This is a genomic window from Novosphingobium malaysiense, from assembly GCF_000802225.1.
Taxonomy (GTDB): Bacteria; Pseudomonadota; Alphaproteobacteria; order Sphingomonadales; family Sphingomonadaceae; genus Novosphingobium; species Novosphingobium malaysiense.
Genome location: NZ_JTDI01000001.1, coordinates 701,902 through 715,443 on the forward strand (window position 1 = coordinate 701,902; position 13,542 = coordinate 715,443).

Annotated in this window: 11 protein-coding genes; 3 read left to right on the forward strand and 8 right to left on the reverse strand. The window is 66.1% G+C overall.

Features of this window, described 5'->3' with window-relative positions; translation table 11 throughout:
* Position 1: 1 nt before the first annotated feature.
* The 8 genes from LK12_RS03045 to LK12_RS03080 all read right to left on the reverse strand — a co-directional run bounded on the left by LK12_RS03045 (position 2) and on the right by LK12_RS03080 (position 9,830).
* Positions 2–1,240, reverse strand: a complete 1,239-nt coding sequence (locus LK12_RS03045; RefSeq protein ID WP_039279167.1) for a pyridoxal-phosphate-dependent aminotransferase family protein — start codon at positions 1,238–1,240, stop codon at positions 2–4.
* Entirely contained in the window at positions 1,230–2,561 is a 1,332-nt protein-coding gene (locus LK12_RS03050) for a Zn-dependent hydrolase (protein ID WP_039279170.1), read from the reverse strand. Before LK12_RS03050 ends, LK12_RS03045 begins: the two co-directional genes overlap by 11 nt.
* Positions 2,562–2,754: 193 nt before the next feature.
* Positions 2,755–4,332 (reverse strand): gamma-glutamyltransferase family protein, encoded by a 1,578-nt coding sequence (locus tag LK12_RS03055; RefSeq protein WP_039280200.1) that lies wholly within the window; start codon positions 4,330–4,332, stop codon positions 2,755–2,757.
* Positions 4,333–4,342: 10 nt separating this feature from the next.
* Positions 4,343–5,275 (reverse strand): 5'-methylthioadenosine/S-adenosylhomocysteine nucleosidase, encoded by a 933-nt coding sequence (locus LK12_RS03060; RefSeq protein WP_039279173.1) that lies wholly within the window; start codon positions 5,273–5,275, stop codon positions 4,343–4,345.
* Complete coding sequence (locus LK12_RS03065; RefSeq protein WP_156135403.1) at positions 5,275–6,627, reverse strand: NCS2 family permease; 1,353 nt, start codon at positions 6,625–6,627, stop codon at positions 5,275–5,277. Before LK12_RS03065 ends, LK12_RS03060 begins: the two co-directional genes overlap by 1 nt.
* A gap of 30 nt (positions 6,628–6,657) precedes the next feature.
* Entirely contained in the window at positions 6,658–8,016 is a 1,359-nt protein-coding gene (locus LK12_RS03070) for an AtzE family amidohydrolase (RefSeq protein WP_039279179.1), read from the reverse strand.
* Positions 8,013–9,152: a bile acid:sodium symporter family protein gene (locus LK12_RS03075; RefSeq protein ID WP_039279182.1), complete on the reverse strand. Its 1,140-nt coding sequence runs from the start codon at positions 9,150–9,152 to the stop codon at positions 8,013–8,015. The genes LK12_RS03070 and LK12_RS03075 overlap by 4 nt, the downstream gene beginning before the upstream one ends.
* A 216-nt stretch (positions 9,153–9,368) precedes the next feature.
* A complete protein-coding gene (locus tag LK12_RS03080; RefSeq protein ID WP_039279184.1) occupies positions 9,369–9,830 on the reverse strand; it encodes an Lrp/AsnC family transcriptional regulator in 462 nt (153 codons plus the stop codon).
* 123 nt (positions 9,831–9,953) lie between these two features.
* Between LK12_RS03080 and LK12_RS03085 the strand changes: the two genes are divergently transcribed.
* The 3 genes from LK12_RS03085 (at position 9,954) to LK12_RS03095 (ending at position 13,534) form a co-directional block, all read left to right on the forward strand.
* Positions 9,954–11,006, forward strand: coding sequence for a Leu/Phe/Val dehydrogenase (locus LK12_RS03085; RefSeq protein ID WP_039279186.1), 1,053 nt, complete (start codon positions 9,954–9,956; stop codon positions 11,004–11,006).
* A 100-nt stretch (positions 11,007–11,106) separates the two neighbouring features.
* Positions 11,107–12,489 carry a class II fumarate hydratase gene (gene fumC, locus LK12_RS03090; protein WP_039279188.1) on the forward strand — a complete coding sequence of 461 codons (1,383 nt, stop codon included), beginning with the start codon at positions 11,107–11,109 and terminating at the stop codon, positions 12,487–12,489.
* 112 nt (positions 12,490–12,601) lie between these two features.
* Complete coding sequence (locus tag LK12_RS03095; RefSeq protein ID WP_039280202.1) at positions 12,602–13,534, forward strand: formylglycine-generating enzyme family protein; 933 nt, start codon at positions 12,602–12,604, stop codon at positions 13,532–13,534.
* Positions 13,535–13,542: the final 8 nt, after the last annotated feature.

Genomic DNA, 13,542 nt, shown 5'->3' on the forward strand with positions numbered 1-13,542 from the left:
CTCACCCCCACGCCTCGATGGCAGCCGGCACCGCCTCGCCCATAGGCAGCGCGTAGCCCTCCATGCGCAGGCAGGCCTCCAGCGCCGCGAGCGTCAGCAGAACCTTGTGCTTCATGGCGTTGTAGCCCATCGCGCCGAGACGCCAGATCTTGCCCTGCAGCGGGCCGAAGGCAGTGCCGATCTCGATCTCGAACAGCTCGCGCATGGCCTTGCGCACCGCTTCGCCGTCGACGCTGTTGGGGATGTAGACACCCGTGACGTTGGTCATGCGGTGGGCATCGTCACCGAACACGGTGAGCCCCATCGCGCGCAGGCCCGCCGTCATCGCCGCACCGGCACTGGCATGACGGGCAAAGCGGGCTTTCAGTCCCTCACCCAGCGCCACGCGGGCGCATTCGCGAGCCGCATAGAGCATCGAGGTCGCCTCGGTATGGTGGTTGAGGCGCTTTTCGGACCAGTAGTCCATGATCATGGCGAGATCGAAGTAGTTCGAGCCGATACGCGGCCCCTTGCCATCGGAGAGGCCGTCCATGCGGATGCCCGCCTCGGTATGGCGGCGCGAAAAGATATGCTCGGCCGCGCGGTCCGAAATCGTGATCGGCGCCGAGCCGGAAGGGCCGCCAAGGCACTTCTGCAGGCCGCCGGACACGACATCGACACCCCAGCGGTCCGCCGCCAGTTCCATGCCGCCAATGGTCGCGGTGGCATCGACATAGCTCAGCGCGCCCGCCGCCTTGCACAGATCGCCCAGACCTTCGAGCGGCTGCGCCATGGTGGTCGAAGTGTCGCCGTGGATCGTCGCGACAAGGCGCGGCGAGGTGCGTTCGATAGCCGCGGCAATCGTCTCCATCGGCACGACTTCGCCCCAGGGCACATCGACCGTCTCGATACGGGCGCCGATCCGGGTGAGGATTTCCGTCAGCAGCAGCCCGAAGCGGCCGAAGTTGACGACCAGCACCGTATCGCCCGGCGCGACCATCGAGACCAAGGCAGCCTCGATCCCGGCGCGCGCGGTGCCGTCGATCAGCATCGTCCACTGGTTCTGCGTACCGAAGATCGGACGGTAGAGCGCCATGATCTGGTTCATGAACCCGGTCATCTCCGGGTCGAACTGGCCCAGCAGGTCGGCGCTCATCGCGCGCAGCACGCGCGGGTGCGCGTTGATCGGGCCCGGCCCCATCAGCAGACGCTGGGGCGGGTCGATCTCGCCGAAGAGGAGGGAATCGAGTTCAGGCGGCATTGGTCTCTCCGGCGCGCGTTCCCAGGCGCTCGATAAAGCCGAGCATCACCTGCAACGCGATCTCCGCGTCCTCAGGATCGACATGCTCGGCGGGATTGTGGCTCACGCCGCCCTTGCAGCGGATGAACAGCATGGCGGTGGGACACAGCGCGGCCATGTTCATGGCATCGTGGCCGGCCCCCGAAACAAGGCGCCGCACCGGCTGCCCGGCGCCGATCAGCGCCTCGTCCATCAGGTCCATCAGCTCGGCATCGCACGGGCTGGCGGGTAGATCATGGATGCGCTCGACGGCGATATCCAGATCGCGGGCTTCAGCGATTTCGCTCAGGCGGGCCAAGATGGCCTTGGCCACCCGGTCGCGCCGCTCTTCCTTGCCCGAACGCACATCGATGGTGAAGTGCACGGCGCCGGGAATGACGTTGGGCGCGCCCGGCATGGCCTCGATCATCCCCACGGTGGCGACCACGTCGGAATTGTCCCCCCGCGCGATCTGCTCGACGGCAAGGACCATGGCCGCCGCGCCAGCCAGCGGATCGCGGCGCAGGCGCATGGCCGTGGTGCCCGCGTGGCCGGCCATGCCCTTCACCGTGACGGCGTAACGCAATTGTGCAGCGATGCCGGTGACGGTGCCCACGGCCAAACCATCGGCCTCAAGAACCGGGCCCTGCTCGATATGGGCTTCGAGGTAGGCCCTGATCGTCCCCGGTTCGCGAGCGGCAGTCAGATATTCGGCAATTCCCTCTCCGTTCGTGTCGAGCGAAGTCGAGACACCGGCGCCTGACGTGTCTCGACTTCGCTCGACACGAACGGAACAAAGAGCCTGATCGAGAGTGACGCCTTCAGCGTCGGCCATGTCCAGCGCAGCCGCTTCCAGCGTGCCTGCCACAGCCCGGCTGGTGAGCATGGCGGCAGGAAAGCGCGAGCCTTCCTCATCCCCGAAAGCGTAGATCTCGATGGGGAACGGCATGCGCCGCCCCTGCGCGTGGAGCGCCGCAACGCTCTCGATGCCGAGCATGATCCCGAGCGGCCCGTCATACCGCCCGCCATCGCGCACGCTGTCGAGGTGACTGCCGATCACCAACGCGGGTGCATCGGGAGTGGTCCCCTCGTAGCGGCCGACGAGGTTGGCGGCGGCATCGCGGTGCGCCGTCATGCCTGCCGCTTCCATCCAGCCGGCGATCTCCTCCTGCGCCGCGGCATAAGCCGGGGTGAGATAGCCGCGGTAAAGACCGCCCGCCATATCGCTGAAGGGCGCCACGCCCAGCGCATCGCAGCGGTTTACAGCGCGGGCTCCGCCGGGCGGGAGATCGAGCCCGATCATGCCAGTCCTCCCTTCCCCCTCGATGGGGGAAGGATAGCGCAGATTGCGCCGCCAGGCGCTAGAGAAGCTCGGATGGGGATGAAGGCGAGACGCCACGCGCGGGAACGCCCCCCCGCCCAACTGCGGCTAGACCGCTGCGCGGCCAAGCCTTCGTATCCCTCCCCCATCAAGGGGGAGGAAGCGGCGAGTTTCATCACCATGTCGCCACGCCTCCATCGCTGCGCGGATCGGTGGCGCCTTCGAACGAACCGTCCGCCTTGCGCACCACGGCGCCGGCATGGCCCATCGTCGCGGTCAGCGGACCGACGCGTTCGACGTCGTGCCCGGCTTCGGCAAGCTGGGCGTAAAGCGCCTCGTCGAAGCCGTCTTCCAGCTTGAGCGTGGTCGATTGTTCGCCCCAGGTGCGCCCCAGCAGCCAGCGCGGGGCGCTGATCGCATCCTGAAGGTCCACGCCGAAGCGGGCGTAGCGGCTGAACAGCGCCGCCTGCGTCTGCGGCTGACCCTCGCCGCCCATCGTGCCGTAGGCCATCACGCGGCCATCGTCGAACACGGCGAGCGCCGGGTTGAGCGTGTGGAATGGCTTGCGGCCGGGCTTCAGGGCATTCCACCCCTCCTCGGCAAGGCGGAAGGAGCTGCCGCGGTTTTGCCAGGTAATCCCGGTCTGCGGCAGCACGAGGCCCGAGCCGAATTCGAAGTAGGTGGACTGGATGCAGCTCACCACCCGGCCCTCGCTGTCTGCCGCGCCGAACCAGCAGGTATCACCCCACTGCGTCGGCCGCGGCCACGGCAGAGCCTTGGCAGGATCGATACGTGCCGCCAGCGCATCGAGCGCCCGAGCGTCATCGAGCAGGAACTGGAAGTCGTAATCGGTATAGGCCGGATCGCCGACATGCGCGTCGCGCAGCAGAAAGGCCTGCTTGGTCGCCTCGACGAGGCCGTGGACATGGTCGAACCCGTCCACCGAGGCCGCTTCCAGCCGGTCGAACAGGGCAAGGATAAGCAGCGAGGCAAAGCCCTGCGTCGGCGGTGCACTGTTGTAGAGCCGGGCACCGGTGATCGGCACATGCAGCGCCGCCGGGCGGGTCGGCTGATGCGCGGTTAGATCGGCCAGCGTCACCGGGCTACCCAGCGTTTCAAGATCCTCAGCGATCAGCGCGGCAAGGTCTCCGCCGTAGAAATCGTCGAGGCCATTGGCCGCGAGCAACTTCAGCGTGGCCGCGAGTTGCGGCTGGCGCAGCATATCGCCTTCGGCTAGCGGGCGTCCTTCGGGTTCGAAGATCGCGGCATAGGCGCCGGGCTGCGGGCGCAGTTCGGGCCCCTTGGCCTCGGCAATCGCTGCCCCTCCGCTGGTAACCGAAACGCCCTCCTCAGCATGGCGGATCGCATCGCGCAGCAGGCGGTCGAGAGGCAGCGTGCAGGATTCGTCCTCCAGCACGGCTTCCCAGCCGGAGATCGTGCCTGCCACAGTGTTCGCCGCCAGCGGCCCGCGATTGGGCACCGCATTCAGCCCTTCGTAGAGCGCAAGGTCGGCTCTGGCCGCTGCGCCACCGCATCCGTGGACCGAATGCACCTGGCCTTCCGGCTCGCGGATCACCCAGAAGCCGTCGCCGCCGATCCCGGTCATGTGCGGATAGACCACGGCCAGCGTCGCGGCCACGGCGACACAGGCCTCCACGGCGGTCCCGCCGTCCTTGAGAACGTCGCAGCCCGCCTGCGCCGCCAGATGGTGCGGCGCGGTTACCATTCCGTGGATTCCGGTGACGGTCTTCATCCCCGCATCCTCAATCCGGCAGCGCCGCCAGGAACGCGCGCACGACATGTGCCGAATTCACCGAGGCGAGATGCTCGAAGGTATCTTCCATGTTCTTCTCCCGATCGCCGCCGGCAAGGTCCGACAGGCTGCGAAAGATGATCGTGGGCACCTGATTGGCATAGGCCACTTGCGCCACGGCGGCACTTTCCATGTCGAGCACGCGTGCTTTCCAGGCGTGGTGCAGGTACTCGCGGAACTGCGCATTGTCGGCGAAGACGCCTGCACTCACGCCCGTACCGCCGACGACGACCTTGGGCGCCTTGTGCAAGCAAAGCTTGGTGTCGGGCAATTGGTGCGGCGACGGCGGGACGCAGCGCTTCATGGTGATAGTCGGCGCGATCTGGCGCGCGATGTCGAGAAGCTGCGGGTCCATCCGGAAGGTGTAGTGCCGTTTCGGCGCTTCCTCCGCATTGCCGACGCGGGTGCCGCGCGGGTACATGAAATTCCAGTTCACCGGCGCTTCGGGATCGACCGGCTCGGGCGACTTCCAGCCTTTCTTCGCCCTGCGGGCAAAGTTCACTTCCAGATACTGCCCCCAGTTCTCGGCCACGATGACGTCGCCGATGGTCAGACTGGGATCGACACCGCCGGCAATGCCCGAAAAGACGATGCGCTTGACCGCAAAGTGATCGAGCACGAGCTGTGTGTTCATCGCCGCGTTGACCATGGAGACGCCGCTCTGCATCAGCAGCACCGGTTTCCCCTCCAGCGTGCCGGTGAGGTAGGTACCGCCGTTGAGCTCGTACTCCTGCGGCTCCTCGACCGCGTGCACCAGCGCGTTCCACTCGGGGTAATAGGCCGTCATCACCAGCGTGCGCGGCGTCGCGTCCAGCTCCTCGGCCAACGCCGGCGCCGAGACCAGCGCGAAGAGCGTGGCAAGACAAAGCGCGATACGGCGCATCAGGCAGCTCCCATCCAGACGAAGCGGACGACGAAGAGCAGCGCGAGCACGAGCAGGAACCAGTCGGTCCTGGTGATCGTCCCGCGCACGATCTTCAGCGCGGCATGGGCGGTGATGCCGAAGGCGAGGCCATTGGCGATCGAGAAGGTCAGCGGGATCATCGCCACGGTCAGGAAGGCGGGAATGGCCGAAAGCGGGTCTTCCCATTCGACTTCGGTCAGCGGCAGCAGCATGAGGCCGCCGACGATGATCAGCGCCGGTGCCGTCGCCGCCAGGGGGATCACCTGCGCATAGGGCGCCACGAACATCATGGCGAGGAACAGGACGCCGGTGACGACGGCAGTCAGGCCGGTGCGCCCACCCGCCTGCACACCCGCCGCGCTCTCGACATAGCTCGTCACCGTGCTGGTACCGGCCATCGAGCCGACAATGGTCGCCGTCGCGTCGGTCACGAGAATGCGGTTGAGACGCGGAATGCGGCCATTCTTGTCCATGAGCCCGGCGCGCTTGGTCACCGCGACCAGCGTACCGATGTTATCGAACAGGTCGACGAAGAGGAACACGAAAAGGATTTCGAGCAGCCCGAGGCCGTGGCTTCCGGTCAGTCCGAACACACCACTCAAGTCGAGCTGAAAGGCCGTGCCCGTCAGTGCCTCGAGCGAATAGGGTTCGGGGCTGACCGAGACCATGCCCAGAGCCCAGCCTGCCAGCGTCGTGACGACAATGCCGATCAGCATCGCCCCGCGCACGTTCCACACGCTGAGCGCGCCGATGACCACGAGCCCGAAGATTGCCAGCGCCGCGCTCGGGTCCTTGAGGTTGCCAAGCGCCACGAAAGTCGCCGGATTAGAAACGACGATGCCGGCATCCTTGAAGCCGATGAAGCCGATGAACAGGCCGATGCCGCCGGCGACTGCGGCGAACAGATAATGCGGGATCGAATTGACGATAAGCTGGCGCACGCCCGTCAGCGTCAGGAACAGGAAGGCCACGCCCGAGATGAACACGCAGCCGAGCGCCACCTGCCAGGGCACGCCCATCTGCTGCACGACGGTATAGCTGAAATAGGCGTTGAGGCCCATACCCGGCGCCAGTGCCAACGGCGTGTTGGAAGCCAGCCCCATAAGGATAGAGGCAAAGGCTGCGGCAAAGCACGTCGCGGCCGCCACGGCGGCCACCGGCAGGCCCGCACTGCCCAGGATCGCCGGATTTACCAGCACGATATAAGCCATGGTCAGGAAGGTGGTGACCCCTGCCAGCACTTCGGTTCGCACGTTCGTGCCGCGTTCGCTGAGCGCAAAATAGCGCTCCAGCCTGCCCGATGCGGGCGGCGTTTCGGGCCTGTGGTCCATCGTTTCGGTCTGCGTCACGCTGCTGTCCCCCTAGACCGCCACTGGCGGCGTCCCTGCCCCGATAGTCTCCGCCCCCGAAGGCGGTGTCGACCCGATAATGCCCTGTTGTTCCAATTGCGTGGCAAAGCGGAAAAGGGCCGCCTCGCCATGCGGCCGGCCGATCAGTTGCAGCCCCAGCGGCAAGCGCCCGGGACGATGGAGTGGAACCGCCAGGGACGGCAATCCGGTAAAGGTGATCGGCTGGGTATGAATGCCGAGATCGGCCCGCGCCGGAGCCAGCTTGCCATCGATCTCGATACGCGGATCGTCGACCGGTGGTGCGACGCAGGGTGTTGCCGGCGCCAGCAGCACGTCGAAATCCGCAACCAGCGCCAGAACCTGCGCGCGATATTCTTCCCGAAAGGCTTGCGCCTCATCATAGAGGTCCTGCGGCAGCAGGGCGCCGGCGATCAGCCGGTCGCGCGTCGCCGGATCGAAAGCCAGCGCGTCCTTCGCCAGCGCCTCGCGATGCAGCGCGCCGCCCTCGAAGGCAGTAACAAGGAAGGCCGCGGAGCGGGCCCGGGCGATATCCGGCAATTCGATCAGCGGCGTCTGGGGCGCGATGGCATCGATAGCGGCAAGCTGGTCCGGATCGGCATTTTCGCGAAAACGGCCGCCCAGCCGCGCGACCCGTGGCGACGCGCCCTTCTGGGCAGTCTTGTGGCCGGAGAGCACTGCCCAGATGCACGCCATGTCCGCGACGGTCGTGGTGAAGGGACCGATGTCGTCGAAACTCTCGGCAAATGGGAACACGCCTCTTAGCGGCAGGTCGGCATGGGTGGGCTTGAGCCCGTAGGTCCCGGTCAGGCTGGCAGGTACGCGGATCGAACCGTTGGTATCGGATCCGAGCGAGAAAGGGAGCAGCCCGGCGGCGACAACCGCCGCCGAGCCGCCCGAGGAGCCGCCAGCCAGGCGGGAGGGATCGTGTGGATTTCGAGTGGTGCCGTGGGCCGCGTTGATGGTCGCGAAGCCATAGGCAAACTCGTCCATGTTGAGGGTCGCGACCAGAACGGCACCGGCGTCGCGCAGGCGCGCGATGGCTTGAGCATCTTCGGTCGCGGGAGGTGCGTCGGCGTAGATCGTCGAGCCCGCCGTGGTAGGCAGACCGGCCACATCAAACAGGTCTTTGACGCCGTAAGGCACGCCTGCCAGCGGGCCGGGATCGGTCCCCCCAGCAACCAGCGCGTCGATCCGCGCGGCTTCCTCACGGGCCCGCTCTTCCAGCACGCGCGTGACCGCCAGCAGCGGCGCAGCGCGCGCGGCGATATCGGCAAGGCAGTCTTCGAGCACCTGCATGGCGCTCACCTTGCCGTTGCGCACGGCGGCGGCGATCTCCTGCGCAGCTTTCACGAAACATTCCCCCGCATGCGCTCGGCATGGCTGGAAAGCAGCGCGAGGTTGGCAGCCACGCCCGGTGCGCAAGGTTCGGGGATGCGAAGACCGATGGCTTGCGCAGCAGCAGCGATCTCATCGGGCGTTTGCGGGATACGGGCCGGTGCGGAAGCTCCGGTTTCCTCGGCGTCGCGCGCAAACCGCGCGGCCAGCCAGGCGCAGACGAATAGCTGGAGCTGGTGAAAGATCATCAGTGGCAGCACGATCATGCCCACTTGCGCCGGGGCGAAAAGGGCGCCGGCCATGGGCACACCCGAAACGAGGCTTTTCTTGGACCCGCAGAACAGCAGGACGACGGCATCCTCGCGCGGCAAGCGGGTCACGCGGGCCAGCAGCGCGTTGATGCCCATGATGAAGGCCAGGATAACGGCGCTGATCAACAGCAGTTCGAGCAGGTCCGAAAACTCCAGAACCTGCCAGATGCCGTTCACCACGGCGGCACTGAACGCGGAATAGACCACCAGCAGGATCGAGCCGCGATCGACCGGCATCAGGATCGCCTTGTGCCTGTCGATCCACTTGCCGATCACCGGGCGCAGGAAGTGTCCGGCGAGGAACGGCACCAGCAGTTGCATGACGATGCTGCGCACCGCGCTCCAGTCGCCGCCCTGCCCGGTCCGCGCCGACTGGATGAAGATCCCGACGAGCAGTGGCGTCAGCAGGATACCCAGCAGGTTGGATAGCGAGGCGCTGCACACGGCGGCCGCAACATTGCCGCGCGCCATGGCGGTGAAGGCAATGGAGGACTGCACGGTGGAGGGCAGCAGCGTGAGGAACAGCACGCCCGAGAGCAGCAGCGGGTTGATCCAGCCCTGCGCCAGCCGCTCGGTGACCAGCCCTGCGACCGGGAAGAGCAGATAGGTCGAGGCCAGCACCATCAGGTGCAGACGCCAGTTGCCAATGCCCTGCAGGATCGCTTCGCGCGACAGCTTGGCGCCATGGAGGAAGAACAGCAGCGCGATCGCCGCATCGGCGAGGATGTCGAACCCGTCGGCCGCCACACCGCGTACCGGCAGGAGCGATGCCGTCGCAACGACGGCAATCAGCCACAGCAGAAACGGGTCTACGGAAGGGACAAACGGCGCGCGACGCATGGATACCCTACCTGCCGCCTTGCCCCCTATCGATCAAACGCAATGATCTGCACGGATCGTTGCAAAAAAGGCAGCAGCCGGAGCCCGCGTAAAGATCAGTTAGCACGCTTACCTCCCATTCGTGTCGAGCGATGTCGAGACACGTTAGCGCAGTTCAAGCGTGTCTCGACTTCGCTCGACAAGAACGGGCTCGGGGTCAAGTTTCTCGCCGCACACCTAAATCGGCAGCGCGGTCGTCGCCTTGATTTCCGAAAGCGCGACGGTCGAGGTAATTTCCTGCACGCCGGGCAGCTGCGAGAGCTTTTCGAAGAAAAACTGTTCGTACGCGTTGATGTCCTCGGCAACCACGCGGATCATGAAGTCCACCGATCCCATCAGCACGTAGCAGTCCAGCACCTCGGGAAATTCGCGGATCTTGGCGGCGAATTCGTCGAGGTTGGCGCGGCCGTGCGCGTTCAGCTTCACTTGCGCGAAGACGTGCGCGTTCATCCCCACCTTGTGACGGTCGACAATGGCAACACGGCGCTTGATGAAGCCTTCGCGCTCCAGCCGGTCGATACGCCGCCAGCAGGGCGAGGCCGACAGCCCTACCCGTTCGGCGATCTGCGCGGTCGTCTGGCTGGCATCACGCTGTAGCTCGCGAAGAATTTTTCTCTCATATTCATCAAGCCCGGTCATTTCATTCTCATAACACGCCTTGAAAGAACGGTCTTTGCGAAAATTGGGCTATTGGCTCGGAAATGAGGTGAGAAATCTCTCTGCCATGCTGCGATTATAGTGGGACCGAGAAGGAGTTCTGAAATGGTCACCGCCGCCCACCGCATGATGCCGCCGATGGAATATGTCCGCCTGCACGACGAAGCCGCCGGGCTCGACGGGGTGATTGCGATCCATTCCACGGCACGCGGGCCGGCCGCCGGCGGCTGCCGTCTGTGGACCTATCCCGACGCCAATGCCGCCATGGTCGATGCCTTCCGCCTAGCCGAGGGCATGAGCTACAAGAACGCCATGGCCGAACTGCCCTTCGGCGGCGGCAAGGCCGTGCTGCGCAAGCCGGAAGGCAAGTTCGACCGCCGCGCCCTGTTCGAGGCGTTCGGCGCTGCCATCGAAAAGCTCGATGGCCGCTATGTGACCGCCGAAGACGTCGGCACCAGCGTTGCCGACATGGAATTCGTCGCCAACAAGACGCGCCACGTTGCCGGCCGCACCTCGCGTCCGGGCTTTGCCGGAGGCGATCCCTCGCCCTGGACCGCGCTCGGCGTGTTCGAGGCGATGAAAGCAGCTGTGCAGTTCCGCTTCGGCAGCGGCCTTTCGGGCGTGACCGTGGCCGTGCAGGGCGTTGGCAATGTCGGCGGCGACCTCTGCCGCCGGTTGCATGAGGCAGGCGCTCGCCTGATCCTTGCCGATATCGACGCCGAACGCTGTACGGCTCTAGCCAGGGAATTCGATGCAGACGTTGCTTCCATCGACGACATTGCGCAGGCAGACGCCGACGTCTTCGCACCCTGCGCCCTCGGCGGCGCGCTGAACGAGAAGAGCGTTGCCAGCCTGAAGGCGGGCTTGGTCTGCGGCGCGGCCAACAACCAGCTGGCCGAACCGGGCATTGCCAAGACCCTGCTCGAGCGCGGCATTGCCTATGCCCCCGACTATGTCGTCAACGCGGGCGGCATCATCAACGTCTCCGCCGAATACCTCGGCGAAAGCGTCGAGGACGTGCGCACCCGCACGATGAAGATCGGGCCGCGCACGGCCGGCATTCTCGAGGAAGCTGCGCGCGACAATCTGCCGCCCTCGGTCGTGGCTGACCGAATGGCCGAGCGGCTGATGTCCCGTCCCATCGCCGACGTCGCCTGATCGACCAGGCTTCTCGCCCCCAAGCCTGGCGCGGAACAATGGTGTTACCGGCTTCGTTCCGGTAACCGGGAGTCCCCAGGCCAGAGGGAGGCGAAAGCCCATGGACACGCGCCGCGAAACCGACAGTATCGGAGACATAGACGTCCCTGCAGACGCCTATTGGGGCGCGCAGACCCAGCGCAGTATCGAGAACTTTCCCTTCGGCGCGACCGAGCGGATGCCCATGGCGATCGTCCACGCCATGGCGCTGGTCAAGCAGGCCGCCTCGCGGGTGAATCGCCGCCACGGGCTCGACGCGGAACTGGCCGACGCCATCGAGAAAGCCGCCGAGGAAGTCGCGCATGGGCGGCTGGACGACCAGTTCCCGCTGGTGATCTGGCAGACCGGCAGCGGCACCCAGACGAACATGAACGTCAACGAGGTGATCGCCGGGCGCGCCAACGAGATCCTCACCGGCCAGCGCGGCGGCAAGTCGCCGGTGCACCCCAACGATCACGTCAACAAGAGCCAGTCCTCCAACGACAGCTTCCCCACCGCGATGCACGTGGCAGCGGCGCTCGCGGCCTCACATAGTCTGGTCCCGGCGATGGAACGGCTGGAAAGCGCGTTGCTGTCCAAGGCCAAGGCCTGGGACGAGATCGTCAAGATCGGCCGCACCCACCTGCAGGACGCGACCCCGGTCACGCTGGGGCAGGAGTTCTCCGGCTACTACGCGCAGATACGGCTTTCCCGCACGCGAACCATGCCGCTGATCGAGCACGGCCTGTGCCGGCTGGCGCAGGGCGGCACCGCCGTCGGCACCGGCCTCAACGCGCCCGAAGGCTTCGGCCAGGCCTTCGCGGAAGAGATCGCCGCGCTTACCGGCCTGCCCTTCGTCACCGCGCCCAACAAGTTCGAGGCACTGGCGACGCACGATACACTGGTGGAGTTCTCCGGGCGGCTGAACACACTGGCGGTCGCGCTCAACAAGATCGCCAACGACATCCGCTGGCTCGCCTCCGGCCCGCGCTCCGGCCTTGGCGAACTGGACCTGCCCGCGAACGAGCCGGGCAGTTCGATCATGCCGGGCAAGGTCAATCCCACCCAGTGCGAGATGCTGACGATGGTCGCCGCGCAAGTGATCGGCAACCATCAGGCGGTGACCGTCGGCGGCATGCAAGGCGCGTTCGAACTAAACGTGTTCAAGCCGCTGATCGGGGCGGCGGTGATCCGCTCGATCCACCTGCTGTCCGTCGGCATGACGAGCTTCACCGAGCGCTGCGTCGAGGGGATCGAGCCCAACCGCGAGCGGATCGCCGAACTCGTCGACCGCTCGCTGATGCTGGTCACCGCACTGGCACCCGAAATCGGCTACGACAATGCCGCGAAGATCGCCAAGCATGCCCACGAGACCGGCCAGACCCTGCGCGAGGCGGCTCTGGAACTGGGGCTGGTCGATGCCGAGACGTTCGACCGCGTGGTGCGGCCCGAAACGATGGTCTGAGGTTTCGCGAAAGGCCAGCGGCCTGTATGGGCAGGCTGATCGCACCTGGAGAGGCTGGCAGTTGGAACAGACGGATATCGACGAAGCATCGCGTCCCGCAGCGACCGAGGGCATGGTCTTCGTGCCGGGCGGCACTTTCACCATGGGCTCCGAGCAGTTCTATCCCGAGGAAGCCCCGCTGCGGCGCGTGGTGGTGGACGGCTTCTGGATCGACGAGACGCCCGTGACCAACCGGCAATTCGCCCGCTTCGTCGAAGAGACCGGCTATACCACCGTAGCCGAGATCGCGCCCGATCCGAAGGACTATCCCGGCATGCTGCCCGAGATGGCGAAGGCCGGATCGCTCGTCTTCCACAAGACCGCGACGCCGGTTGATACGTCAGACCCAAGCAACTGGTGGCGCTTCGAGTTCGGCGCCGACTGGCGCCATCCCCTCGGCCCGGATTCCGACATCGATGCGCTGGACCTGTGGGATCATCCCGTCGTGCAGGTCGCCTATGCTGACGCCGAAGCCTACGCGAAGTGGGCGGGCAAGGACCTGCCGACCGAGGCCGAATTCGAATATGCCGCACGCGGCGGCCTAGAAGGCAAGGAATACGCTTGGGGCGACGAACTGGCCCCCGGCGGCGAAATGCTGGCGAACTACTGGCAGGGCCTGTTCCCCTTCGCCAACCAGTGCCTCGACGGGTGGGAGCGCACTTCCCCCGTCAGGAGCTTCCCGGCCAATGGCTTCGGCCTCTACGACATGATCGCCAACACCTGGGAATGGACCCGCGACTGGTGGAGCGACAAGCCCGAAGTCGCCAAGAAGAAAGCCGGCGGCTCATGCTGCACACTCAGCAACCCGCGCGGCGGCAAGTTGAAAGGCAGCTTCGACCCGGCCCAGCCCGGCGTGCGCATCGGCCGCAAGGTCCTCAAAGGCGGCTCACACCTGTGCGCGGCCAACTACTGCCAGCGCTACCGCCCGGCCGCGCGCCATCCGGAGATGGTCGACACGGCGACCAGCCACATCGGCTTTCGCTGCGTGGTGCGGGTGAAGGGGTAGGACGTAAA

Bases quoted from the DNA above. Each gene is read 5' to 3' on its own strand.
- LK12_RS03045 (WP_039279167.1), bottom strand. From the start codon at position 1,240: ATGCCGCCTGAACTCGATTCCCTCCTCTTCGGCGAGATCGACCCGCCC.
- LK12_RS03050 (WP_039279170.1), bottom strand. From the start codon at position 2,561: ATGATCGGGCTCGATCTCCCGCCCGGCGGAGCCCGCGCTGTAAACCGC.
- LK12_RS03055 (WP_039280200.1), bottom strand. From the start codon at position 4,332: ATGAAGACCGTCACCGGAATCCACGGAATGGTAACCGCGCCGCACCAT.
- LK12_RS03060 (WP_039279173.1), bottom strand. From the start codon at position 5,275: ATGCGCCGTATCGCGCTTTGTCTTGCCACGCTCTTCGCGCTGGTCTCG.
- LK12_RS03065 (WP_156135403.1), bottom strand. From the start codon at position 6,627: ATGGACCACAGGCCCGAAACGCCGCCCGCATCGGGCAGGCTGGAGCGC.
- LK12_RS03075 (WP_039279182.1), bottom strand. From the start codon at position 9,152: ATGCGTCGCGCGCCGTTTGTCCCTTCCGTAGACCCGTTTCTGCTGTGG.
- LK12_RS03080 (WP_039279184.1), bottom strand. From the start codon at position 9,830: ATGACCGGGCTTGATGAATATGAGAGAAAAATTCTTCGCGAGCTACAG.
- LK12_RS03085 (WP_039279186.1), top strand. From the start codon at position 9,954: ATGGTCACCGCCGCCCACCGCATGATGCCGCCGATGGAATATGTCCGC.
- fumC (WP_039279188.1), top strand. From the start codon at position 11,107: ATGGACACGCGCCGCGAAACCGACAGTATCGGAGACATAGACGTCCCT.
- LK12_RS03095 (WP_039280202.1), top strand. From the start codon at position 12,602: ATGGTCTTCGTGCCGGGCGGCACTTTCACCATGGGCTCCGAGCAGTTC.